23 protein-coding genes and 1 pseudogene are annotated in these 23,446 nt (G+C 36.4%); 17 read left to right on the forward strand and 7 right to left on the reverse strand.

Annotated elements, in window-relative coordinates:
• Window positions 1-15 precede the first annotated feature (15 nt).
• The 11 genes from ACVWY7_RS04950 (at window position 16) to glpD (ending at window position 10,706) form a co-directional block, all read left to right on the forward strand.
• A complete protein-coding gene (locus ACVWY7_RS04950) occupies window positions 16-993 on the forward strand; it encodes a ring-cleaving dioxygenase (RefSeq protein WP_017561264.1) in 978 nt (325 codons plus the stop codon).
• A 230-nt stretch (window positions 994-1,223) separates the two neighbouring features.
• The gene (locus tag ACVWY7_RS04955; protein WP_000633309.1) at window positions 1,224-2,336 is read left to right on the forward strand and encodes a response regulator aspartate phosphatase; all 1,113 of its coding nucleotides are present in this window, start codon (window positions 1,224-1,226) and stop codon (window positions 2,334-2,336) included.
• Window positions 2,333-2,464 carry a hypothetical protein gene (locus tag ACVWY7_RS04960; RefSeq protein WP_000738917.1) on the forward strand — a complete coding sequence of 44 codons (132 nt, stop codon included), beginning with the start codon at window positions 2,333-2,335 and terminating at the stop codon, window positions 2,462-2,464. The genes ACVWY7_RS04955 and ACVWY7_RS04960 overlap by 4 nt, the downstream gene beginning before the upstream one ends.
• Window positions 2,465-2,690: 226 nt before the next feature.
• Window positions 2,691-3,566 (forward strand): alpha/beta fold hydrolase, encoded by an 876-nt coding sequence (locus tag ACVWY7_RS04965; RefSeq protein ID WP_000919252.1) that lies wholly within the window; start codon window positions 2,691-2,693, stop codon window positions 3,564-3,566.
• A gap of 80 nt (window positions 3,567-3,646) precedes the next feature.
• Entirely contained in the window at window positions 3,647-3,847 is a 201-nt protein-coding gene (locus ACVWY7_RS04970; RefSeq protein ID WP_000449227.1) for a sporulation YhaL family protein, read from the forward strand.
• 173 nt (window positions 3,848-4,020) lie between these two features.
• A complete protein-coding gene (locus ACVWY7_RS04975; protein WP_000554487.1) occupies window positions 4,021-4,872 on the forward strand; it encodes a DUF2935 domain-containing protein in 852 nt (283 codons plus the stop codon).
• Window positions 4,873-5,229: 357 nt separating this feature from the next.
• On the forward strand, window positions 5,230-5,679 hold the full coding sequence (locus ACVWY7_RS04980) for a helix-turn-helix domain-containing protein (protein ID WP_000577669.1): 450 nt from the start codon (window positions 5,230-5,232) through the stop codon (window positions 5,677-5,679).
• Window positions 5,680-5,775: 96 nt separating this feature from the next.
• On the forward strand, window positions 5,776-6,336 hold the full coding sequence (glpP, locus tag ACVWY7_RS04985) for a glycerol uptake operon antiterminator GlpP (RefSeq protein ID WP_000394287.1): 561 nt from the start codon (window positions 5,776-5,778) through the stop codon (window positions 6,334-6,336).
• Between the two features lie 228 nt (window positions 6,337-6,564).
• Window positions 6,565-7,386 carry a glycerol uptake facilitator protein GlpF gene (gene glpF, locus ACVWY7_RS04990; protein ID WP_001272193.1) on the forward strand — a complete coding sequence of 274 codons (822 nt, stop codon included), beginning with the start codon at window positions 6,565-6,567 and terminating at the stop codon, window positions 7,384-7,386.
• A gap of 13 nt (window positions 7,387-7,399) precedes the next feature.
• Window positions 7,400-8,890 (forward strand): glycerol kinase GlpK, encoded by a 1,491-nt coding sequence (glpK, locus tag ACVWY7_RS04995; protein ID WP_000759995.1) that lies wholly within the window; start codon window positions 7,400-7,402, stop codon window positions 8,888-8,890.
• A 133-nt stretch (window positions 8,891-9,023) separates the two neighbouring features.
• Window positions 9,024-10,706: an aerobic glycerol-3-phosphate dehydrogenase gene (glpD, locus tag ACVWY7_RS05000; protein ID WP_000672801.1), complete on the forward strand. Its 1,683-nt coding sequence runs from the start codon at window positions 9,024-9,026 to the stop codon at window positions 10,704-10,706.
• Between the two features lie 197 nt (window positions 10,707-10,903).
• On the opposite strand, the gene ACVWY7_RS05005 is transcribed toward glpD, so the two are convergent.
• Window positions 10,904-11,068, reverse strand: coding sequence for a hypothetical protein (locus ACVWY7_RS05005; RefSeq protein ID WP_000561154.1), 165 nt, complete (start codon window positions 11,066-11,068; stop codon window positions 10,904-10,906).
• Between the two features lie 421 nt (window positions 11,069-11,489).
• Here ACVWY7_RS05005 and ACVWY7_RS05010 point away from each other — a divergent pair, with 421 nt between their 5' ends.
• A complete protein-coding gene (locus ACVWY7_RS05010) occupies window positions 11,490-11,900 on the forward strand; it encodes a DUF2283 domain-containing protein (RefSeq protein WP_000734001.1) in 411 nt (136 codons plus the stop codon).
• Window positions 11,901-12,159: 259 nt separating this feature from the next.
• Here ACVWY7_RS05010 and ACVWY7_RS05015 read toward each other — a convergent pair whose 3' ends face one another.
• On the reverse strand, window positions 12,160-12,525 hold the full coding sequence (locus tag ACVWY7_RS05015) for a DUF3221 domain-containing protein (RefSeq protein ID WP_073525417.1): 366 nt from the start codon (window positions 12,523-12,525) through the stop codon (window positions 12,160-12,162).
• Window positions 12,526-12,848: 323 nt separating this feature from the next.
• On the opposite strand from ACVWY7_RS05015, the gene ACVWY7_RS05020 reads away from it, so the two are divergent.
• The 3 genes from ACVWY7_RS05020 to ACVWY7_RS05030 are packed head-to-tail and all read left to right on the forward strand — an operon-like array spanning window position 12,849 to window position 15,052.
• Entirely contained in the window at window positions 12,849-13,382 is a 534-nt protein-coding gene (locus tag ACVWY7_RS05020) for a sigma-70 family RNA polymerase sigma factor (protein ID WP_456523687.1), read from the forward strand.
• 4 nt (window positions 13,383-13,386) lie between these two features.
• The gene (locus tag ACVWY7_RS05025; protein ID WP_456523688.1) at window positions 13,387-13,794 is read left to right on the forward strand and encodes a PadR family transcriptional regulator; all 408 of its coding nucleotides are present in this window, start codon (window positions 13,387-13,389) and stop codon (window positions 13,792-13,794) included.
• A 7-nt stretch (window positions 13,795-13,801) separates the two neighbouring features.
• Entirely contained in the window at window positions 13,802-15,052 is a 1,251-nt protein-coding gene (locus tag ACVWY7_RS05030) for an FtsW/RodA/SpoVE family cell cycle protein (RefSeq protein WP_456523689.1), read from the forward strand.
• A gap of 57 nt (window positions 15,053-15,109) precedes the next feature.
• Here ACVWY7_RS05030 and ACVWY7_RS05035 read toward each other — a convergent pair whose 3' ends face one another.
• Entirely contained in the window at window positions 15,110-15,550 is a 441-nt protein-coding gene (locus ACVWY7_RS05035) for a MarR family winged helix-turn-helix transcriptional regulator (protein WP_073525420.1), read from the reverse strand.
• 24 nt (window positions 15,551-15,574) lie between these two features.
• On the opposite strand from ACVWY7_RS05035, the pseudogene ACVWY7_RS05040 reads away from it, so the two are divergent.
• Both ACVWY7_RS05040 and ACVWY7_RS05045 read left to right on the forward strand, forming a co-directional pair.
• Window positions 15,575-16,822: pseudogene (locus ACVWY7_RS05040) on the forward strand (MFS transporter); the annotation flags it as partial.
• A 22-nt stretch (window positions 16,823-16,844) separates the two neighbouring features.
• Window positions 16,845-18,293, forward strand: a complete 1,449-nt coding sequence (locus ACVWY7_RS05045) for an MDR family MFS transporter (RefSeq protein ID WP_105989716.1) — start codon at window positions 16,845-16,847, stop codon at window positions 18,291-18,293.
• Window positions 18,294-18,461: 168 nt separating this feature from the next.
• Here the strand turns inward: ACVWY7_RS05045 and ACVWY7_RS05050 are convergent, their stop codons facing one another.
• The 4 genes from ACVWY7_RS05050 to ACVWY7_RS05065 form a co-directional block, all read right to left on the reverse strand.
• Window positions 18,462-19,025, reverse strand: coding sequence for a hypothetical protein (locus ACVWY7_RS05050; protein ID WP_456523690.1), 564 nt, complete (start codon window positions 19,023-19,025; stop codon window positions 18,462-18,464).
• Between the two features lie 87 nt (window positions 19,026-19,112).
• The gene (gene helD / locus ACVWY7_RS05055; protein ID WP_456523691.1) at window positions 19,113-21,443 is read right to left on the reverse strand and encodes an RNA polymerase recycling motor HelD; all 2,331 of its coding nucleotides are present in this window, start codon (window positions 21,441-21,443) and stop codon (window positions 19,113-19,115) included.
• 459 nt (window positions 21,444-21,902) lie between these two features.
• Entirely contained in the window at window positions 21,903-22,766 is an 864-nt protein-coding gene (gene prsA, locus ACVWY7_RS05060; protein WP_073525428.1) for a peptidylprolyl isomerase PrsA, read from the reverse strand.
• Window positions 22,767-23,191: 425 nt separating this feature from the next.
• Window positions 23,192-23,386 carry a hypothetical protein gene (locus tag ACVWY7_RS05065; RefSeq protein ID WP_000172692.1) on the reverse strand — a complete coding sequence of 65 codons (195 nt, stop codon included), beginning with the start codon at window positions 23,384-23,386 and terminating at the stop codon, window positions 23,192-23,194.
• Window positions 23,387-23,446: the final 60 nt, after the last annotated feature.

Raw genomic sequence — 23,446 nt, forward strand, 5'->3', positions numbered from 1 at the left:
CTGGAGGAATATAAAATGAACCAATTAAAAGGAATTCACCACGTTACAGCGATTACAAGTAGTGCAGAGAAGAACTATGAGTTTTTCACTCACGTTTTAGGAATGCGTTTAGTTAAAAAAACAGTAAACCAAGATGACATTCAAACGTATCATTTATTCTTTGCAGATGATAAAGGTAGTGCAGGAACAGACATGACATTCTTTGACTTCCCAGGTATTCCAAAAGGAGTACACGGTACAAATGAAATTTCAAAAACGTCATTCCGTGTTCCAACTGATGCAGCGTTAGCATATTGGGTGAAACGTTTTGACCGTCTGGAAGTGGAACATACAGGAATTAAAGAGCAATTTGGTAAGAAAACTCTATCTTTCGTTGATTTCGATGATCAACACTATCAATTAATTTCTGATGAATTAGATAAAGGAATTGAATCAGGTACACCATGGCAAAACGGACCAGTTCCATTAGAATATGCAATCACTGGTTTAGGACCTGTATTTATCCGCATTGCAAACTTTAGTTTCTTCAAAGAAGTGTTAGAAAAAGTTCTATTATTTAAAGAGGTTGCGCAAGAAGGAGAATTCTATTTATTTGAAGTGAATGAAGGCGGAAACGGTGCATCTGTTATTGTAGAACATAATACGGTTCTTCCAGAAGCACGACAAGGTTTTGGTACAGTGCACCATGCTGCATTCCGCGTAGAAAATCGCGCTGTATTAGAAGAATGGATCGAGAGAATCAGTAGCGTTGGTCTTCCTTCATCTGGTTATGTAGACCGTCATTTCTTCGAATCATTATACGCAAGAGTTGCACCACAAATCTTATTTGAATTTGCAACAGACGGTCCAGGATTTATGGGAGATGAGCCATACGAAACACTTGGCGAAAAATTATCTTTACCTCCATTCCTAGAGCCAAAACGTGAAGAAATCGAAAAATTAGTTCGTCCAATTGATACAGTGAGAAGTACGAAGGAATTTATTAAAGAGTAAAAATAGAGATAGTAAGTAGGAGAGCAAGTAGTTTTAGCTGATCGCTGAAATTGCTTGCTTTTTTATTTGGGTAATTATCAAAGTGGATAATCTTTATAAAATAATTAATGAATTGTCAGTTAATTATGGAGAAATATTTATTTGTAGGATAACCGGAATTGATATTTGAATTTTCTGTTATTATTTATGGAAGAGTACATAAATAATAACAGATGATTAGGAGGGGTTTCATGATTACATCTACTACAAACGAAAAACTGACGCAGCTATTGAATGAATGGTATCTAGAGATTAGATCAAGACGTATAAGTAATGCAGAACGTCTAAAACAAGAAATTGATTTTAAATTTACTAAACTAAAAAAAGAGACTGGAGAAGGTTTGCAGGACCAAAATCTATTACTTTATTATTATTTGCTAGAATTTCGATATAACTATTTAATAGATAATCTAGGCTTATCTCAAGAGAGTTTTAACAAGATAGATTCGTTTGATCAACCAACAGATAATTTTTTAACTTATTATTATCACTTTTTTAAAGCAATACATGCTAGTGAGTTAGGAAATTTTCATCTAGCTAAAGAACATTACGAAAAGGCTGAAAGTTTTTTGAAGTATGTTCCTGATCAATTAGAAAAGGCTGAATTTTATTATAAGTTAGCTACATTTCATTATGATATACAACAAGCTTTGGTATCTATTAAACATGCAACGAAGGCAAAAGATATGTATTCAAATCATGATGGATATGAATTAAATGTAGCTTTTTGTGATAATATTTTAGGCTTAGCCTGTATGAACTTAAAGGAATGGGAATTAGCTGAAGAGCATTTCACAGCTGCTATGGATCAATTCCAAAAAATTGGTGAAGAAAAATTTATTATTATGGTTCGTCATAATTTAGGATGGATGTATTCTACGCAAAATTTATCTGCATTGGCAATTCGTTATCTTACTGAAGTAGTAGAAAAATCTCCCCAACATTATAAAGCTCTTTATGTAAAAGCAAAAGAGCATTACAAGTTAAAAGAGCATGAGATTGCAAATAGGCTTATAGAAAAAGGAATGAAGATTTGTAGAGATTCGAAAATTGAAGGATATCAACACCATTATGAAATTTTAAATGCATTAAATCAAGGTGTAAAAGCGGAAGAATTAGAGGGCATTATTCTTAGAGGAATTACGTATTTTGAAAGAGAAGAGTTATATGATTATACTCAGGAGTATCAGGAAAAATTAGCAGTGAAATTTTATGAAGAAAACTTTTGGGAAGAGGCAAGTAAGTATTTTTATTTTAGTAAAGAAGCAAGAGAAAAACTTTTTGATAAGGGGGCTTTAAAATGAAAAAAATGGTAATTAAATTATTAGGGATTGTAACAGTATTTACACTGACTTTAGGGGTGTATAGTTCAACAGATCATCAAAAAAGTCCAACACTAATGAAAGCTGAACATGGGGATTATGGTGGCTAAAAGAGAAAAAGGGATCTCACAATGAGGTCTCTTTTTTCGTTTTAGTTATAAAAGAATTGACTTACTTTAAATGTGTAACTATAATAGTTACAAAACAACTATCACTAATAGCAGTGAGTAATATTTTTTAGTATAATTGTAACTACTTTAGTTACAATTAAAATTAATCATAAAATAACCAAAAAATGTAAAAACTTTAAATAGCAACAAGAGAAAGGAGACGGGAATGTTGAAACGGTTTAAGTTTTATTTGATTAGCGGTATTGTGCTCGTTTTGCTTATCGTATGTAACTTCGTTGATAAGCCGATTGCGAAGGTTGGAGAAGTGAAAGATACTGTTATGATGAAGCTGAATACGAAAGAGAGTATGGCGCAAATTGACGGGCAGACGATTTATTTTAAGAAAATTGGTGAGGGGAAGCCGCCTTTACTTATGCTGCACGGGTTTGGTGGTTCATCTGATGGATTTAGTGATATTTATCCGGAACTTGTAAAGGATCACACGATTATTGCAGTGGATATTTTAGGGTTTGGACGTTCTTCTAAGCCAATTGATTTTGAGTATTCGTTTCCTGCGCAAGTGAATTTATATTATAAGTTAATGAAGAAGCTCGGATACGATCAGTTTGCGGTGCTCGGTCATTCAATGGGCGGAGAGATGTCCCTCAATTTAGCGTATTTATATCCGGACGCAGTGACGCATCTCATTTTAGCGGATTCTACAGGGATAGAATCTTTCCAGCAAAAAGAAAGTTATGAAGTGCCGCCGTTATCGACTGATCTTCAAACGGTAACAGAGATTACGGATTATAATAAAAGTGAAGTGAAAAATAGTCGCGATGATAAAGGGCATTATGATCAGCTGACGAAAATGAGAGAGCGCCGCATTGCGATGGAAGCCGATAAAATTAAGGTGCCAACTTTAATTATATGGGGACGACACGATAAGAGCGTTTCTTGGAAAAATGGTGAACTGTATCATGGGCTATTTGCGAATAGTACGTTTCATATTATTGAAAAAGGATACCACGCACCGTTTCGTCAGGAACCAATCGAGTTTATGGAATATGTACAAGCGTTCTTCGCGAAGAATCCACAATGATAAAATTTTAAGCATAAATCTACTTCTTTTCTCATACAGTGAAACTAATAAGGCTTGTCTAAGGAAAGGAATGAAGTAGAGTGGAAACTTTACCATGGTGGGTGTATCTTGTAATCGTTGGAATCGTATTAAGTGGCTACATGGTTTTATATACTTCGAAAAAAGAGCAAGAGATGGATAATGAGTTTATTGAAAAAGAAGGCGAAGTGTATATGAAGCGTTTAGCAGAAGAGCGCGAGAAACGTAATCAGGATAGTGATAAGGATTCTGTATTGCTTTAATAGAAATGTTGAAAGGCTATCATCTAGTAGAAGGTTACAACTAGGTGGTAGCCTTTTTCTTTTTTGGGGAGCTTGTATACGAAATTCATCATGAACTTTTATTGGTGGCATTTATATATATGTTTCCTCATAAGAATGGAACTAGCGGGGTATTTTACTGGGGGGGATTAACAATGCATAGGGATGAAACTTCATTACATCCTGATACAGGTGTTACATCTGTAATGTTTGTGGAGCGTTCATTAAATGAAATTCGTTTTTGGTCTAGAATCATGAAGGAACATTCTCTTTTTCTTCGCTTAGGGTTTAGATGCGAGGATACGCAATTAATCGAAGAGGCGAATCAATTTTATCGATTGTTTGAACATATTGAACAAATAGCGCATTCCTACACAAATGAAACAGATCCTGAGCAAATCAAAAGATTTAATGCAGAAGTACAACAAGCCGCAACTAATATTTGGGGGTTTAAACGGAAAATTTTAGGATTGATTCTCACATGTAAATTGCCAGGACAAAATAACTTTCCGCTGTTAGTTGACCATACGAGTAGGGAAGCTGATTATTTTAGAAAACGTTTAATGGAATTAAATGAAGGGAAATTAGATGCCCTTCCTGATGCTATTATTAAAGAAAATGTTTTCTTTTTGAGGATTATGGCAGACCATGCTAAATTTATTGGCCATCTTCTTGATCCATCGGAAAGAAAGCTTGTAGATACAGCACGGAATTTTAGCAATGATTTTGATGCATTAATGTATCAAGCAATTGACTTAGAATCTATGAAACCGCAATCCCAAACGGTTCCTCTTTTAGATCAATTTTTAGATCAAAATCGTGTGTCGGTTGCATCTCTTCGGGATTTTAAGAAAACAGCACGTGATTTAATTGAGCAATGTAAAATAAAGAGTATCATTCATCCACTATTGGCAGACCATGTTTTCCGTGAAGCTGATAGATTTCTTGAAATCATTGATATGTATGATGTTCATCTTACAAATATTCAATCACAACCTAGATATTAGAAGATAAGGAAAGATACTATTTTGCTTTCAGTTGAGAAGTTAACAATGTATCGTTAGCTTCTTTTTTTGAAGAAAAGGTTTGAAAATGAAACTTTACGTTATTCTTTCTGGAGACTGATAAGAAAGGATAGCGTATTTTTTATGCCCCCATTTAGTCTTTATTCGTATTAATTCTTTGTATTATTGTTCGGGAAATTATTATAGAAGAAAAATATATGAAACCTACATCGCATAGCATATGAAATAGCACCATTATAAGCTGTAACGCACAAGTTGCACAGGCTACGCAACGACAACTCGCTTTACTCTTCATCATGTATTTGTCCATACTAGATGTAGAGAGGTGATAAACACAGTATGATTTTTAGTGAACGCTTAAAAGAAGAACGAGAAAAACGAAATTGGTCGCAAAGTGATTTGGCTGAAAAAATTCATGTAAGTAGGCAGTCTGTTTCGAAATGGGAGACGGGAAAGAACTATCCGAGCATTGAAATTATTATTCATTTAAGCGATTTGTTCGGTATTACGATTGATGAACTGCTAAGGAGTGATGAAGAGTTGACGCAAAAAGTAATTGAAGATAGTAAGCAATTAGCGTATCCAAAATGGAAGGTGTTTTTTGATAGTTTATTTATGGTCGGGGTATTTTTGTTTCTTACAAAAATCGTTGTATGGACATTAAATAAGTTTGCAGGAACGAGCATTACAATTTTAGCGGATGCACCATATGTAATGAGTTTTTTACCTTTCATATTAATGGTTATAGGTGGCACTGCTTCTGATAAGTTGAAGAATATGTATAGGTAAAAAAAGATTTGAAAGAAATCCCCTACACTAGCTGTTCTTTTCACTTAAATTGTGTACTATAAAGGATAGGATGATATAAAGAAGGGGACATTTAGAATGGAATTTCATGAACAAAAGATTTTGCCGGCAGTGAGGCAAATTAAAGATTTGGAAAAACTATTACATAGTTCGTATGAGTATATCGTTATTTTAGATATTCATGTCGGTCAATTGAAGAGTGTTATATCGCTTGCGAAGCAATATTGTAAAAAGGTGTTTTTACATGTGGATTTAATTCATGGTTTGCAGAGTGATGGGCATGCGACGGAGTATTTATGTCAGGAGTTTAGACCGTACGGGTTACTTTCGACAAAGGCGAGCGTAATTATGAAGGCGAAGCAAAAAGGCGTTGTGGCAATTCAGCGTATCTTTTTAATCGATTCGAGTGCAATGGAGAAGAGTTGCAATCTTTTAGAAAAGACGAAGCCAGATTATATAGAGGTGCTCCCGGGAGCGTTAACGGATGTGATTGCTGAAGTGAAAGAGCGTACTGGTGTACCGATTTTAGCGGGTGGTTTCATTCGTACTGTTGATGATGTAGAGAGAGCTTTAAATGCTGGTGCGACAGCAATTACGACATCAAAACGCGAACTATGGAAACATTACCAAAAAAAGTGACGAAAATGTGAAATAATTCTGTTGACACCGCTTTCATTAACAGTTAACATTATAGACAAGTTAATAAACGTGACGGAGAAAAGTAGAGATCCACATTTCATTGTTTCTATATAAATTTATATAGAAGCGTGCAAAGCTGTGGGTCTTTTTCTTTTGACAAAAACGAATGGCCATTCATTTTACCTCTATCACATTTGAAAGCGTTTAAATTGATTGTGGAGGGATACTATGTCAGCATTTTTAGGAGAGTTAATAGGGACTGCGTTGTTAATCGTACTTGGTGGCGGCGTTTGTGCTGGTGTAAGTTTAAAGAAGTCGTTTGCGAAAGATTCTGGTTGGATTGTTATTACAATGGGCTGGGGCTTAGCGGTAGCGGTTGCAGCGTATGCGGTTGGATCAATTAGTGGGGCACATTTGAATCCAGCTTTGACGATAGGATTAGCATTTAAGGGAGCGTTCCCATGGAGTGACGTACCTGGTTATATCGCAGCACAAATGATTGGGGCAATCATCGGGGCAGTTATCGTATATTTACATTACTTACCACACTGGAAAGAAACAGAAGATCCAGGAACAAAGTTAGGTGTATTTGCAACAGGTCCAGCAATTCCGAACACATTTGCAAACCTTTTAAGTGAAATGATTGGGACATTCGTTTTAGTATTTGGTATATTAGCAATTGGTGCAAATAAATTTGCAGATGGATTAAATCCATTTATCGTAGGTTTCTTAATTGTAAGTATTGGTTTATCATTAGGTGGAACGACAGGATACGCAATCAACCCAGCACGTGATTTAGGTCCGCGTATCGCGCACTTCTTCCTTCCGATTGCAGGAAAAGGCGGTTCAAACTGGAAGTATGCATGGATTCCAGTAGTAGGTCCGATTTTAGGTGGATCACTTGCAGGATTATTCCATCAAGTTGTATTTGAAGGAAAACAAAATGCAGCACTTATTTATGTGATTATTGCAACTGTGATTGTACTAGCAATCTCTTATATGACAAGCAAAAAAAGTGGAAGCAATACAAATAGTAGAAAAGTAGCATAAGGGGGAAACCATTATGAAAAAATATATTCTTTCATTAGACCAAGGAACAACTAGCTCACGCGCAATTCTTTTCAATAAAAAAGGTGAAATTGTTCATTCAGCTCAAAAAGAATTTACACAACATTTTCCAAAGCCAGGCTGGGTAGAGCATAACGCGCAAGAAATTTGGGGATCTATTTTAGCGGTTATCGCAACTTGCTTAAGCGAAGCTGATGTAAAGCCAGAACAAATCGCTGGTATCGGTATTACGAACCAACGTGAAACAGCGGTTGTATGGGATAAAACGACTGGTAAACCAATTTATAACGCAATTGTATGGCAATCTCGCCAAACAGCTGAAATTTGTGATGAGTTAAAAGAAAAAGGTTATAGCGAAATGGTTCGCGAAAAAACAGGTCTTTTAATTGACGCATACTTCTCTGGTACGAAAGTAAAATGGATTTTAGATAACGTTGAAGGTGCAAGAGAGAAAGCAGAAAACGGCGATCTATTATTCGGAACAATTGATACGTGGCTTGTATGGAAACTATCTGGTGGTAAAGCGCACGTAACGGATTACTCAAATGCGTCACGTACATTAATGTTTAACATTCACGACTTACAGTGGGATGATGAGCTTCTAGACATGTTAACAGTACCAAAGAGCATGCTTCCAGAAGTACGTCCATCATCTGAAGTGTATGGAGAAACAATTGACTATCACTTCTTCGGTCAAAATGTACCGATTGCAGGTGTAGCTGGTGATCAACAAGCGGCATTATTTGGACAAGCTTGTTTCGGTGAAGGTATGGCGAAAAATACTTACGGAACTGGTTGCTTCATGTTAATGAACACTGGTGAAAAAGCAGTAGCTTCTGAGCACGGTCTATTAACAACAATTGCATGGGGAATAGATGGTAAAGTAAACTACGCATTAGAAGGAAGTATTTTCGTAGCAGGTTCTGCCATTCAGTGGTTACGTGACGGAATGCGCATGTTTAAAGATGCAAGTGAGAGTGAAGTGTATGCTTCTCGCGTTGAATCAACTGACGGTGTATACGTTGTACCAGCATTCGTAGGATTAGGTACGCCTTACTGGGATAGTGAAGTACGCGGCGCTATGTTTGGTGTAACGCGCGGTACGACGAAAGAACACTTCATTCGTGCAACACTAGAATCTTTAGCTTACCAAACAAAAGACGTATTATGCGCAATGGAAGCAGATTCAGGTATTGAACTAAAAACATTACGCGTTGATGGCGGAGCAGTTAAAAATAACTTCTTAATGAAGTTCCAAAGTGATATTTTAGACGTTCCTGTAGAGCGTCCAGTGATCAATGAAACAACAGCTTTAGGTGCAGCGTATTTAGCTGGTCTTGCGGTTGGATATTGGAAAAACCAAGATGAAATTAAAGAACAGTGGCATATGGACAAACGTTTTGAACCAACGATGGAAGCGGAAACAAGCGAAGAGCTATATGCTGGATGGAAAAAAGCAATTGAAGCAACAAAAGCTTTCAAATAATCATAAACAGTGTTATAATGGTGACAAGTTAATAATTCGGTAGGAGATTTGGAGAGACCACAACACGCTATAGAGGCGAAATCTATAGCGGAGTTTGTGGTCTCTTTTTTCGTTATCAAAGGGAGGAATTACCATGAAATTTTCAAGTAAACAACGTAAAGACGTATTAAACGGAGTAAATAAACAAGAATTAGATGTGATCGTAATTGGTGGAGGTATTACTGGTTCTGGTATTGCATTAGATGGAGCAACACGCGGGTTATCAACAATTGTGTTTGAAATGCAGGACTTTGCAGCAGGTACATCAAGTCGTTCAACGAAGCTTGTACACGGTGGTCTACGTTATTTAAAACAACTTGAAGTGAAAATGGTAGCAGAGGTGGGTAAAGAGCGTGCGATCGTATATGAGAACGGTCCCCATGTAACAACACCAGAGTGGATGTTACTTCCGTTCCATACAGGAGGTACGTTCGGATCATTTAGTACATCAATTGGTCTTCGTGTATACGACTTCTTAGCAGGTGTAAAACGAAGCGAGCGCAGAAAAATGTTTAACCGTGAAGAAACGCTGAAGAAAGAGCCTCTTGTAAAACAAGAAGGATTAAAAGGCGGCGGTTACTACGTAGAATATCGTACAGACGATGCACGTCTTACAATTGAAGTAATGAAAGAAGCAATTGAGCACGGCGCAAAAGCTGTTAACTACGCAAAAGTAGACGGTTTCTTATATAAAGATGGAAAAGTATGTGGTGTACGTGTAATCGATTTACTAGACGGAGAAGTATACGAAGTTTACGGTAAGAAAATTGTAAACGCAGCTGGCCCTTGGGTAGATACACTTCGTGAAAAAGATAACTCGAAAAAAGGAAAAGTACTTCAGTTATCAAAAGGTGTTCACTTAGTAATTGACCAAAAACGTTTCCCATTAGGTCAAGCGATTTACTTCGATACACCAGATAAACGTATGGTATTCGCGATTCCGCGCGGCGGAAAAACATACGTAGGTACAACAGATACGTTCTATGATAAAGACGCAGCTGTACCACAAATGACAACAGAAGATCGCACATACATCATTAATGCGATTAACTACATGTTCCCAAGCGTAAAAATTACGGAAAAAGACATCGAATCAAGCTGGGCTGGTGTACGTCCGTTAATTTACGAAGAAGGTAAGAGTGCATCTGAAATTTCTCGTAAAGACGAAATTTGGACTTCTGAATCTGGTTTAATTACAATCGCAGGTGGTAAATTAACAGGATACCGCAAAATGGCTGAAATGGTAGTAGACTACGTAACGAACTTACTACAAAAAGAAGGTCATAGTGCATATCCGAAGAGCTCAACGAAACATATGCCAATCTCTGGTGGACATGTAGATGGCTCTAAAGGATTACCAGCATTTATCGCGAAAAAAGCAGGCGAAGGTACGAAATACGGTTTAACAACAGCACAAGCAGAAGAATTCGCGAAATTCTACGGTTCTAACGTAGACGTACTGTTCGACTTAGCTAAAAAACATAAAGACGAAGCGAAAGAATATAACATGCCGCTAGACGTTCTAATCCCACTTGTATACGCAATGGATTACGAAATGACAGCAAAACCAGTCGACTTCTTCGTACGCCGCAGAGGCGCTGTATTCTTCAACATCCACTGGGTATATGAGTGGAAAGAAGCAGTAATCAACTACATGGCTGCAAAACTTGGCTGGAGCAAAGAAGAGCAAATGAAATACACAGCAGAACTAGAAAAAGCATTAAGAGACGCTGTCATTCCTGTAGATCAACAAGAGCAGGCAGCTGCGTTAGCATAAAAAGAGAAACACCTGAAGGCGAGCCCTTTAGGTGTTTTTTCTCTTGACTAAAAATAATTAGAATGTGTTACAATGATGATAGAGTATGTAGTATGAATTTTGCATAAAATAAAGAAGACAGAAGCCTGAGAAACTTCTGCCTTTGTAACCTAACTTGCTATTGTGGTGGTAGTAGGTGCGGTTATAAGACAATTACATTAACGTTTTAGCCGAGAACCGCCCTTACCTTTTCCACGAAGCAGGGTGGTTCTCGCTTTTTTGTATACAGAAATTAGCCATGGACCGACGTATCTTCTACCGATGACAACGCCAGCTCCGGTCAGGATACCATACACTAATTTAATGACAAACATCGCGATCATATTATCACCTCCCCCTTTTTTCAAAATGGAAGAGATGATTACCACACCTACTAGTTATAGCTTATTAAGTTACGTATTTATTGTATTATGTTTTAAAATAGGGAACAAGACATAGGGATGAAAAGTCCTAGTTTTAAATGGTTGGTTTGTCATATACAATTTGCTTGTGAGATATCTATAAGTTAAGGTTTTCATTCAACTTTATTTCTTGTGAAATAAACAAAGATAACTAAAAAAATAAGAATACTGATCACAACGTTCAAATGAAATACACAGCAGAACTAGAAAAAGCAGTAGATCAATAAGAACAAACATATAGAATTTCAAATACTACACTTGTATTTTATAACCTAAAAACCTAATATTTAGTTTATAGAGATAAATGTAATACAATAAATAAGATACCAATATGAGGTGTATCATGAAAAAATTAATTACTTACGATCCTGAAATCCAGATGGCATATCTGTATGTAATTCCATTCACTTCAGAAATTGAGATTGAATCGACTGAAGAATTGGAAGAAAATCCAAAACTAAATGTAGATATAGATCAATTTGATCGTATAGTGGGGATTGAGTTTTTTGGAGAAAATGCTCATAAATTAAAAGAATTAACAAATATGAGTAAAATATATAAAAAGAAAGCTTCAAACGATAATGCATACATATACTCATTTAGAGTTTCTCAGGATAATTATTTGCATAAAGTGTTATTTCAAAATGTTGTATTTTATTTTGCAGATAAGAAGTATGAAGAATTTATTGGTTTTGATATTATCAAGCCATCTTTGTATGGCCATGAAATATTAGATTCTTTAAGTGAGTGTTAGAAAGAAGGAGGACTCAATGAAATGGGTTCTCTTTTTCATTTAGCGGTCTTTAGAGGTGAGGAGAATCTTGACGATATAAAACTAAGACAAAATCCTTATTGCAAACTTAAAGAGCGCTTTGGGAGAGAGGCGCTCTTTAGGTGAATGTATTGTAACGACTATTCGGTTCATTATATGCAATTTGCTAAGAAAGTGATTTTATAAAAAGGTTATTTTAAAAAGAATGGAGCAATTGATGGAATCAAAAGTTCCTAAGGTACTATTCATTAGGTATTTTTTCAACGATAGCATCCTTTGCGATTGGTGGTGTAGATTTAGTCGTTACGCCGAAGGATATAACGAGTTTATCTCCCAATTGATAATTCCTATTTTTTTCGATAGGGATTTTTAATAGTTTATTTGGAATGAATTTTATTGCTTCCATCTCTGAGTAGGAAAGTGCTTCCTTTTGTGTAGCGGTATCTGCCACGAGTATGTATACAGTGTCAATTGAAATAACATATCCTGTGAAAGTCTCCGTTTTTAGAGAAGCAGTACTAGTTTGGGTTGGCGCATCTAATGCGACTGTACATCCGCAAGCTAATGTTAGGATGGTTATTAAAGTTATAATTGTTTTCTTGGTCATTCTTATTTTTAGCCTCCATATAGTATATGTGTTGTAATAGGATATTTGAATGTGTAGAGAAATGAAATTATATCATGAGAAAGTGAATATAGATTAAAACTTAATTTTGAAAAAAAGAAGCTTATCTTCTACAAGTAAATGAAGTGTAACTTTAAGTACGTATAGTATAAGCGTGATTAAAAATATTATGTGGAAGTTAAAGAGGTAGTTCATCTATAAAGGCGTAACAAAACGGTATGAACATTGTCAGCCGAATTTTTTTATGAATTTATAAAACTTTTCCATGTAGTGTATCGTCTAATATATGGGAAGGAGGGAAGGCTGTGGATGAATTAATGATAGAAGCGTTTGAAGTAGAAGATAAGGAGGACCTTATCGACGAAATAATGAACAAGTATGGACAAGAAGTCTTACAGCTTGTGTATTCATATGTGAATAATAAAGAGGTTGCGGAGGATGTAATGCAAGATATATTTGTGAAATGCTATAAATCTCTTCATACATATAAAGGAAATTCGAACTTAAAAACATGGTTATGGAGAATTGCGATTAATCATTGTAAGGACTATTTAAAAAGTTGGTATAACAAAAAGGTCATCGTGACAGAGGATGACTTTACGTATATGGAGAGTCAAAAAGAAAGTGTGGAACAAATAGTTATTCAAAATGCAGAGGATAGTAGGCTTGCTTCTGCAGTAATGAATTTACCGATCAAATATCGAGAAGTCATTTATCTATTTTATTATGAAGAGTTATCAATTAAAGAGATTGCTACGGTAATAGAAGTGAAGGAAAACACGATAAAAACGAGGCTGAAAAAAGCAAAGGAGCTTTTGAAGAAAGGATTGGAGGAATAGTCAAATGGAAGATCGATTAAAAGGCTTGCGAAAATCAATGGAGAACACAACTTTTAAACATTTGAGTTTTTCTGATCAGCACCAGAAGCGGGTGCGTGAAAAAATCAATCAATCGTCCGAAAAAGAAGAAGACATCCTTTTAGCAGTGTTGCAACTTCTTATGAATGAAAAAACAGGTTATGAATTGATGCAGTTACTACGGGTGAGAGGGATTCAAACATTTGAAGGTAATGAAGGGTCTCTATACACTTTGTTACATCGTCTAGAGCAGAATCGCTTTATCCAATCTAGCTGGGATCACGAAGGAGCTAAATATTATCAATTAAATGATAAAGGAAATAAAATGCTGCGAAAGGCAGAGAAGAATGCTACGAAGGCACGATTTATATTAAAAGGCTTAGTACAGGAGTGAGAAAAAATTGAATAAAAAAGGGGAGCGTTTTTTAAAAGAAGTTACGAACCATATTAAATCAAAAGAAGCGAAGGACTTGGTGGCAGCGGAACTAGACTTTCACTTAAAACAGACGAAGAATATGTGGATGGATAAAGGGTTAAGTGAGGAAGTTGCTGAAAATAAAGCTGTGGAACAAATGGGAAGTCCAAGTAAGTTAGGGCAGGAGCTTAACAAACTGCATAAGCCAAAGATTGATTGGTTTTTACTTATTTTGTTAGTGGCTGCTATGGGGTTAGGGTTTTTGCCAATAATCGCTCTTGGGCATACGAACGATTTACTAATGAACAAAATAATTTTTATGACTCTTGGAATTGCCACAGCTATTGGGATGATGTTGCTTGATTACCGGAAGCTAGAAAGACTCGGGTGGCTGTTTTATACAATTGGAATACTTATCTTGTTAGCTATAAAATGTTTTCCGACTGGTTACGTGATTGGGGAAGCAATAATAAAAATTGGCCCCATCAAAATTGATTGTTTAATGACGATACCATTCTTCTTTCTAGCTTGGACTTCTTTTTTCAATAATAGTAGGTTAAAGTTTATGCATCTTCTTATGTTGTACGTATTTTCTTTATATCTATTTTCAACTACAGCAATTCTTTTACACATTTTCATCTATATTACGATGGTATTCGTTATGCTTTGGTGGAGTAAGCTAGGAAAGAAAACGGCATGGCTCATTACGATTTTACCTATTGTACCATTGATTATTAGGGATCTATTTTCCTGGTCTGTTGTAAAAGAATATCGGATAGCTAGAATTTTAGGATTTATAAACCCAGCGCATGATCAATGGGATTTACGTTTACAAGAGGCGATGTCTTCAGCAGGTTGGTTTGGTACATATGGAAATATAAAGTCTATCCCCGCTACCCATACTGATTTTGTATTTGCGAGTTTGACTTACTATTATGGATATGTGCTTGCGTTAATTATTGTCTTCATTCTTTCTCTTTTTGCAGTAAGAAAAATGAACATAGCTTATAAAATAAATGACGGTTATGGTAAATTGCTCCTCGTTGGCGGAGTGACTCTTTTTATAATCCATTGTATTTGTAACGTTGGCATGATCCTCGGGATATTACCACGTTTTTCTATATCATTACCTTTTATTAGTTATGGATTAGTACCAACTCTGTTTCATGCATTTATAATGGGAATCGTACTAAGTGTATATCGACGTAAAGACATTCCAGCGAGAAAATCAGCTTAAAAAACAAACCACCTAGTCCCTATATTTCTTAGGGTGTAGGTGGTTTTATTTACACACTTAACAAGTTTTTCCGTTCTCAACTTCTCCGCATGAATCTGGAATTTGCTTATCTTTTATTAATAGTAATAGAAGTTCAAAAAACTGTTCGCGTTGTTCTAATGTGAGGTTTTGTAAAATATCGTCTGCGACCTTGTCTTGGAACGCGAGCGCCTTTTCCATATTGGAGTGCGCGCGTTCAGTAAGTTGAATTAATGTAGCTCGGCGATCAGTTGGATCTGGTATACGAATTAGGAGCTTGTCTTGTTCGAGTGCATCGACAAAATCGGTAACTGTACGTGCTTTGACGCCTAATTTAGCAGCTAATGCGTTCATTCGAATGGGACCATTTTCAGAAACGGTGGATAGAACGCGTAGCCTTGGGCCTGTTAGATGATAAGGTGTGTCAAGGGCTGACAATTGAGATTGGAATTCTCTTTGAACATAGTTGGACGATTGCATTAAAATATGAATGATATCTATTGCAGCTGGATTATGACGAGTTATATGGTCGTTTATGCTGTTGGTTCCATCGTAATGGGAAAACTGGCGGATAAATATCGGCTAAAAGATTTGTTGACGTATGGATTACTTATTTTCGCTCTAGGTTCCTTGCTTGGCTTACTTGCTACGGAGTATTGGGTTATCATTTTAGGGCGTGTTATTCAAGCAGCAGGAGCTTCTGTTCTTCCTGCAACAGCGATGATTATTCCGGTTAGGTACTTTGCGCCAGAAAAAAGAGGGCGTGCGCTTGGAACTTCAGCAGTTGGTTTGGCGCTTGGGAATGCTTTAGGGCCCGTTGCCGCTGGATTAATTACGAGTTTTGGAAGCTGGAGGCTCATGTTTGTTCTTTCATTACTACCGCTTCTAACGCTACCTTTCTTTAGAAAGTATTTAGACAATGCAAAAGGGAAGGCGGGTAGTATTGATATTCTTGGCGGAGGTCTATTAGCTGTATCAGTCGCGTTCTTCTTGCTTGCTATTACGCAAATGCAAGTGCTGTTATTCCTTGGTGGATTTGCTACGTTAGCTTTCTTCATTTTGCGGATTAGAAAAGCTACAGAGCCTTTTATTAAACCGACTTTGTTTAAAAATAAGAACTTTTCGATTGGGTTACTCCTTGCTTTTATGACGACAGCGATGAGCTTTAGCATGACATTCATGACGCCGCAATTTCTATCGTCAGTAAATGGATTGACTCCTTCGAATATTGGTTTTGTTTTAGTTCCAGCTGCAATTGCCTCGGCAATTATGGGAAGAAAGGGAGGAAGGGTAGCTGATACTCGGGGCAATTTTGCACTCGTTTTTATTGCCTCAGTATTCATATTCCTTGCTTTCTCATTATTATCTACTTTCATTGGGGTCTCGGCTTTTGTCATAGCATTGATTTTAATTTTCGGAAATGTAGGACAGACCTTTATGCAGATTTCAATGTCTAATACAATTTCACAAACACTGTCAAAGGAAGAGACAGGTGTTGGAATGGGATTACTGTCGATGATTAATTTCATATCTGGCGCGATGGCCATGAGTGTAGTAGGGAAATTGCTTGATAAAGGATCGACTTCACTAAAGCTAAATCCTTTTGTTGCAAATGAAGCTGCAAATATGTATAGTAATATTTTCGGCGTGATGTCATTATTGATCCTACTTGTAGTTGTGCTGTATCGTTTTCAATTTGGTACGGGCGCTTCTACGTTAAATATGACTAGCAAAGTTAATAAAAATTTATAAAAGAATACAAGGAGGTTTATGTATGAATGCTCAAACAGCATCTGTTTCTTCGCAGTCAAAGGAGTTTGACAATGTGAAAAGACTCCCAATTTTAATATCGATGATCATTGGGGCGTTTTTTACCATTTTGAATGAGACATTATTGAACGTTGCTTTTCCACAATTAATGATTGAGTTGAATGTAACACCGGCAACTCTTCAATGGCTTTCAACAGGGTACATGCTTGTAGTTGCTGTGCTAATTCCAGCTTCTGCTTTATTAGTACAATGGTTTACAACAAGACAAGTATTCATAGGTGCTATGGTAGTCTTTACTTTCGGTACACTTGTAAGTGCAATTGCGCCTGGATTTTCTATATTATTAATGGGGCGCTTGTTACAAGCGGCAGGTACGGGATTAATGATGCCCGTATTAATGAATACGATTCTTCTTCTATATCCTCCTGAAAAGAGAGGAGCGGCAATGGGGAGTATTGGGCTTGTAATCATGTTCGCTCCTGCTATTGGACCGACACTTTCAGGTATTATTTTGGAAACGTTGAACTGGAGATGGCTATTTTATATCGTTTTGCCATTCGCAATTTTTTCTATCGTTTTCGCGTTTATTTATTTAAAAAATGTCTCAGAGCCTACTAAACCAAAGGTAGATGTATTATCTATTCTTTTATCTACAATTGGATTTGGCGGGATTGTTTATGGATTCAGTAGCTCAGGTGAAGGTTGGGATAGTTTCCAGGTGTATGGAATCATTCTAATTGGCCTTGTAGCACTTCTATTTTTCGTATTACGTCAATTGAAATTGAAGGAGCCATTACTAGATCTTAGTGCATTTAAATATCCGATGTTTACGCTAACGACAATTTTATTGACGATCATGATGATGACAATGTTCTCGACAATGACGTTACTACCATTTCTATTCCAAGGTGCTTTAGGTTTAACTGTTTATGCAACTGGTCTTATCATGCTTCCTGGTAGTCTATTGAATGGTCTGCTTTCGCCAGTTTCAGGGAAGCTCTTTGATAAATTTGGTCCAAGAGCGCTTATTATTCCTGGGACGCTGTTATTAGCAAGTGTGATGTGGTTCTTTACACAAGTAACGGCAGATACGTCTAAAATAACTTTCATCCTATTACATGTCACTATGATGGTATCCATTTCAATGATTATGATGCCGGCGCAAACGAACGGTTTGAACCAACTTCCGAAGCGATTTTATCCTCACGGAACAGCTATTTTGAATACTCTATCACAAGTAGCGGGTGCGGTAGGAGTTGCGTTCTTTATTAGCGTTATGACTTCCGGACAGAAGAAATATTTGGATGCATCTTCAAATCCGACTGACCCAGCTCAATTGACAGAAGCAATGGTTTCAGGCGTGCATAACGCATTTACAATTGGCTTTGGTTTGGCACTACTTGCAGTTGTTGTGGCTTTGTTTATAAAACGTTCGCAGACTTCAGAAAGTTAAGGGGCGAAGTAAAGAGGGTATGCCGAGGGCTACCCTCTTTATTATTTTGTTCCTACATAGTAATTTGATTTGGGTTCCTTCTTATTAAAATAGTATTTTTCGGATAGCACACCTTTTTAAATTTATAATGGAACAACTCTAACTTAGCGATAAAGTTTCATTTTATGTTTAAATAAGTGAACTCGCTTTAATAGAAGTACATAATTTAGAACGAGAAATTGATTCAGCTAGCTGCTGTAAATAAGCATATTCTGTCGCATCTTTTTCAGAAGTGTTAGGATCCAATAAAGGTGAAGAAAGAAGTACATCAATCGTAAGTATGTCTGCATCATGAGAGACGATATTATAACCTGCAAATACAGGGCGTTTTAAGTCTTTTACTTTTTGAATCATTTGATGGAATTTCATAACACTTATATGGATTTGTGCAAATGGAAAGCATTTTTGGATAGGATTCTCGATGGTCTTTCTAATTTTATAATCGTATACATAGTAGTATTTTTCTTGCTGCTCAAGTGTTTGCAACTCTTTCGTGAATAAGTGGTATTTGTCTGTAAGTCCAGTTGTGAGTGTATCGTGTTCTTCGCCAACTAATAATGTGAAAGGTCTTGGTGAGGAGATTGAAATGGTGCGGACGTTTAGGTTAGTAAAAGTTTGATTAGATTGTAAAATGGTATGTAATTTTTCGGCAGGAAATTCACCGTCATAAATAGTAATAAAATAATGGTTCATCTTTTCGCTCCTTAACTTTTTTCTAAACTGATATATTCTACTTTAAAGTTGTAAATCCTGCACAAAAAAGAAACACCTTGATTGTTATCAAGGTGTAATAAGCTCAAAACTCTCCGAATCAGCCTCAAGAATAAAAGGACTAACCTCGCCAACGCTATAAAGTTGTAATTCATGCATTGCGCGCGTACAAGCAGTGTAGAATAATCTACGAACGCTCTCATCGCTGTATACATCTTTAGAAGCATTGTAAATAATAACGGCATCAAATTCGATACCTTTCGCTAAGTAAGCAGGGATCACGACGATGCCTTGCTCATACTCGGCTGAGTTACTCTTCACGAGTTTAATATTCTCGATATGACTAAGTGCTTCGTATGCAGCAGCACTTTCAGCTGCAGATTTACATATAATTGCGATTGTATTGTGATTTTGTTTTTGTAATTCAGCAACTTTGGCAGTAATACGTTCGTGCAGTTCGTTGACATTCGCTACTTTCGTCACTGTAGGTTTCTCACCGTCACGTTCAAATGCATGGATGTTCTTTCCTTCCGGTACGAGAGCACGTGTAAATTCAATGATTGGTTTTGTTGAGCGATAGCTACGAGTTAAGTTGATACCGTTCGTTTCATCTGGACCGTATAAGCTAGTAAGTGTATCGAAATTAACTGTTTCACTCGCATGAGCAAATATTGCTTGGTTAAAATCTCCAAGTACCGTCATTCTTGCGGCAGGGAAGAGACGTTTTAAAAACTCGAACTGAAACGGCGAATAATCTTGCGCTTCGTCTACGAGTACGTGTTTAATCGATCTATTCGTTTGGAAGCCTTCAATTAACTCTTTTAAAAGTAAAAATGGAGTCGCATCCTCGTAATATAGTTTTCCTTCATCGAGCATGTTCACCGTTAAAGAACAAATGTCATCCCATTCTTTCGGTTTTTCTCCAGTCCCCCATGATGCATCTGTGAAAAGTTGTTTATATATGCCCGTGAAATTGATAAAGCGTAATGTTTGAACACCTTTACGCAGTGGCTTCAATTTTTTACGGACAATCATACGTCCAAGTACTCTCGTTTCTTTTTCAAAATCATTAAAGGAGTTGTCGTCAAACTCGCCTTTTTTCTGTAAATATTTATAAGCCTTTTGGTATTCATCTTTACTAAGTAATTCAATTTCTTCTTCTACCCAAGGCTTTTTCAATTCTGCTTTTTCAATTTCATCTATTTGTTTATTTAGCCAATCTGTTAACTTTTCAATTCGATTATGGAAGCGAAGGGAGGAATCGGTATTATAAAACTGCTCTGTAATTTCTTTCGCAGAAACAATTAGCTTTCCTCTAAATTTCATTCCTCTAAATAGCATACCTGAAGATTCAAGAGATTGTCTGTACGTTCTAATCATCTCGAAAAATTGAGTAGATGCTTTAAAGCGAATGCTCGCATTTCTCATTTTATAGGTAGAGCTATTCGTTTCAGTTAGCATATATTCTAATTGTTCATAAGGATCTTCCACGTCAAATGACTTACTTAGTCTATGATTTAAATATTCTTGGAATGTCACTTGCTGCATATTTTCTTCGCCGAGTTCAGGTAGTACGTTAGAAACGTAGCTGTTGAACATAGAGTTAGGGGAGAAGAGAATAATTTGATCAGCTTTTAACCATTCGCGATATTTATATAGTAAGTAGGCGATTCGTTGCAGGGCAGCAGATGTTTTACCACTACCAGCAGCTCCTTGTACGATAAGGAGTCGGCCTTCATCGTGACGAATAATTTCATTTTGCTCGCGCTGAATCGTAGCAACGATACTTTGCATATGTTTGTTTGTGCCTTTTCCGAGCGCTTGTTGCAAGATTTCATCGCCAATTGTAAGGCTCGTATCGAACATAGAATCAATCTCGCCATTTTGAATAATGTATTGTAATTTTTTCTCCACATTACCGTGAATTACGCCACCTGGTGTACTGTATTCAGCCGGTCCTGGTGGATAATCGTAGTAGACACTCGAAATGGGTGCGCGCCAGTCATATATAAGAAAGTTTTCTCCGCTAGCATCAGTAAGTGTAGCAACGCCGATATAAATTTGCTCCGCAGCAGATTCTCCTTCTTCTTTGAAATCAATTCGTCCAAAATAAGGTGCTTTATGCATGCGTTTTAGTGCGGCAAGTCGATTAAAGGTGTGCTTATGAGTAATTTGTGTGACAGCTAGTGACTGAGCTTGTTGTCTTAAGTTGATAACTGTTTCAAGATAATCATCAAAAGTATCCGTGTTCACTTTCACATCATCCCAAAAGTGTTTACGAATATTGATTACTTCTGCCCGGCGTCTGCCAGTTTCGTTTTCCAGCTTATCAATTTGCTGCGTAATCGTTTCGATTACGGTATCCAATCGTTTTTGCTCTTGATCAAGTTTTTTGTTCATACGATAGCACTCCTTTAAAAGTGAAAAATAGAGGTTGACTGAAGATGTGTTTTGGTGTAAAATTAAGATAAGGATAAATATGTTCTTTTATTTTTAGAAAACGTGTTTCTGTACTAATTTAACATAGTTTTTTCATTTAATCAATGATAATAAGATAAACCTTGGTTCCATGATACGTGGATCAAGGTTTTTTTGTGTTTATAGAGAGAGTCACGCTTGTTGTCGTTTTTTGTCGGTAAGTCGATATATTTCGAAAATCGCTGATATAATCGAAATTGCGCCGATATATTTCGAAAATCGCCGATATAATTGGAGTTGCGGTCGATATATTTGAAAAATCGCCGATATAATTTATTCAGAGGACCAACTATATAATTTCATTTACCGAATCAGACATAACTACCGAGAGAAGAGGGTATACAAAAAAAGCTCGGGCCTAAGCCCGAGCTTTTTATTTCATTATTTCTTTTCTTCTTTTTTAGCGTCAGTTTTCTTCTCTTCGAAAAGATCTTTTAAATCTTTATCGTCAACTTTTACGTCAGCTTTTTTGATTTCTTTCATCATAAGATCGTTCATGAATTCGCCGTCTTGTGCTTTCTTCTGAACGATTTCTTTTTTGATGTCAGCTTTAGATTGCTCGAATGATTTTTCTGGTTCTTTAATGTCTGTAACTTTAATGATGTGGTAACCGAATTGTGATTTTACAGGCTCGCTTACTTCATCTTTTTTCAGTTTATAAGCAGCCTCTTCGAATTCTTTAACCATTTTACCAGGTCCGAAGAATCCTAAGTCTCCACCTTTTTCTTTTGAACCAGTATCTTCAGAGTATTGTTTCGCTAACTCTTCGAAAGATTTACCCTGTCCAAGTTCTTCTTTCACCTTTTTAGCAGTTGCTTCATCTTTTACAAGAATGTGGCTTGCTTTAATTTCAGGCTTGTAGTTGTCTTTTAATTCTTTATCAGTGATTGTTTTCTCGATAGCTTTTTCTTGAGCTAATTGAGCGCGCACACCAGTTTTTAACGTTTCTTCTTTAATACCTTGTTGTTTTAATAGTGTATCGAATTGATCACCGTATTGTTTTTTCATTTCATCGTACTTTTTGTCTACTTCTTTGTCTTCAACTTTGTAGTTTTTAATAAGTACTTTTTCCATAACCATGTTGTTTAGTACTTGTTTACCAGCTTGTGTCTTCATTTGCTCGTAGAATTCGTCTTTTGTAATGTCACCAGCTTTAGATGTAACAATTTTGTCTGATGATGATGTTCCACATGCTGATAATGCGATTACACTTGTTGCGGCTAAGGCAAGCATAGCTTTCTTCATTCGATAAACACTCCTACTATTATGTATTTTTAATTTATCCTATACCAATGAATTTTAGTTCATTAGAGCCCGATTAAGTCTCACTGATACTTTTGCTTTTTATGTTGGGAAAGCATGCTTAACAGGGCTTACCGAGGCTTTAGGATAAAGTTAAGATGCGTGTCATTTATTTCATAGTATAAGCAATATGTACAAAATTTAATATATCATATTTCGACGTGTTTTCATATTGATAAAGAAAAATTAACCAGTACGTGTCAGATTTTGAAGGTGTACCATATTGGGCGTATGCCGCATATACAGAAAAGAGGAGGGGATGGGGATGAATTCTCAACTTATTTTATTACTTGTACTGTTTATTTTATTGGTTATAGTAGGTATAATTTGCTTATAGAGGAAAAAAGTGAGGAAGGGGCTTTCCTTCCTCACTTTCCATGAAATATAATTTCTATATAACTAGAAATTAATAAAATTGTTATACATACATTAATAACCCGAAACACACCGGGTTGGCGGCTCGCAGATATTTGTTTTCGTTCACACAGTGTATGTGTCATGAAATTCGTGTAAAATATAACAAGAAGTGCGAATGCGACAAAAACAACTGTTATAAGTGTCATGAGGCGAGACCTCCTTTTGGCTAAAATACATATACTCTATATATTGTATCATACGATATT

It is taken from the genome of Bacillus sp. TE9106W (genome assembly GCF_054062215.1).

Coding starts and splice junctions, on each gene's coding strand:
- glpK (WP_000759995.1), top strand. CDS start 7,400: ATGAAAAAATATATTCTTTCATTAGACCAAGGAACAACTAGCTCACGC.
- helD (WP_456523691.1), bottom strand. CDS start 21,443: ATGAACAAAAAACTTGATCAAGAGCAAAAACGATTGGATACCGTAATC.
- ACVWY7_RS05025 (WP_456523688.1), top strand. CDS start 13,387: ATGGAAGATCGATTAAAAGGCTTGCGAAAATCAATGGAGAACACAACT.
- ACVWY7_RS05005 (WP_000561154.1), bottom strand. CDS start 11,068: ATGATCGCGATGTTTGTCATTAAATTAGTGTATGGTATCCTGACCGGA.
- ACVWY7_RS04975 (WP_000554487.1), top strand. CDS start 4,021: ATGCATAGGGATGAAACTTCATTACATCCTGATACAGGTGTTACATCT.
- ACVWY7_RS04965 (WP_000919252.1), top strand. CDS start 2,691: ATGTTGAAACGGTTTAAGTTTTATTTGATTAGCGGTATTGTGCTCGTT.
- ACVWY7_RS04955 (WP_000633309.1), top strand. CDS start 1,224: ATGATTACATCTACTACAAACGAAAAACTGACGCAGCTATTGAATGAA.
- ACVWY7_RS05035 (WP_073525420.1), bottom strand. CDS start 15,550: ATGCAATCGTCCAACTATGTTCAAAGAGAATTCCAATCTCAATTGTCA.
- ACVWY7_RS05045 (WP_105989716.1), top strand. CDS start 16,845: ATGAATGCTCAAACAGCATCTGTTTCTTCGCAGTCAAAGGAGTTTGAC.
- glpP (WP_000394287.1), top strand. CDS start 5,776: ATGGAATTTCATGAACAAAAGATTTTGCCGGCAGTGAGGCAAATTAAA.
- prsA (WP_073525428.1), bottom strand. CDS start 22,766: ATGAAGAAAGCTATGCTTGCCTTAGCCGCAACAAGTGTAATCGCATTA.
- ACVWY7_RS05065 (WP_000172692.1), bottom strand. CDS start 23,386: ATGACACTTATAACAGTTGTTTTTGTCGCATTCGCACTTCTTGTTATA.
- glpF (WP_001272193.1), top strand. CDS start 6,565: ATGTCAGCATTTTTAGGAGAGTTAATAGGGACTGCGTTGTTAATCGTA.
- ACVWY7_RS04950 (WP_017561264.1), top strand. CDS start 16: ATGAACCAATTAAAAGGAATTCACCACGTTACAGCGATTACAAGTAGT.
- ACVWY7_RS05050 (WP_456523690.1), bottom strand. CDS start 19,025: ATGAACCATTATTTTATTACTATTTATGACGGTGAATTTCCTGCCGAA.
- ACVWY7_RS05010 (WP_000734001.1), top strand. CDS start 11,490: ATGAAAAAATTAATTACTTACGATCCTGAAATCCAGATGGCATATCTG.
- ACVWY7_RS05015 (WP_073525417.1), bottom strand. CDS start 12,525: ATGACCAAGAAAACAATTATAACTTTAATAACCATCCTAACATTAGCT.
- ACVWY7_RS04980 (WP_000577669.1), top strand. CDS start 5,230: ATGATTTTTAGTGAACGCTTAAAAGAAGAACGAGAAAAACGAAATTGG.
- ACVWY7_RS04960 (WP_000738917.1), top strand. CDS start 2,333: ATGAAAAAAATGGTAATTAAATTATTAGGGATTGTAACAGTATTTACA.
- glpD (WP_000672801.1), top strand. CDS start 9,024: ATGAAATTTTCAAGTAAACAACGTAAAGACGTATTAAACGGAGTAAAT.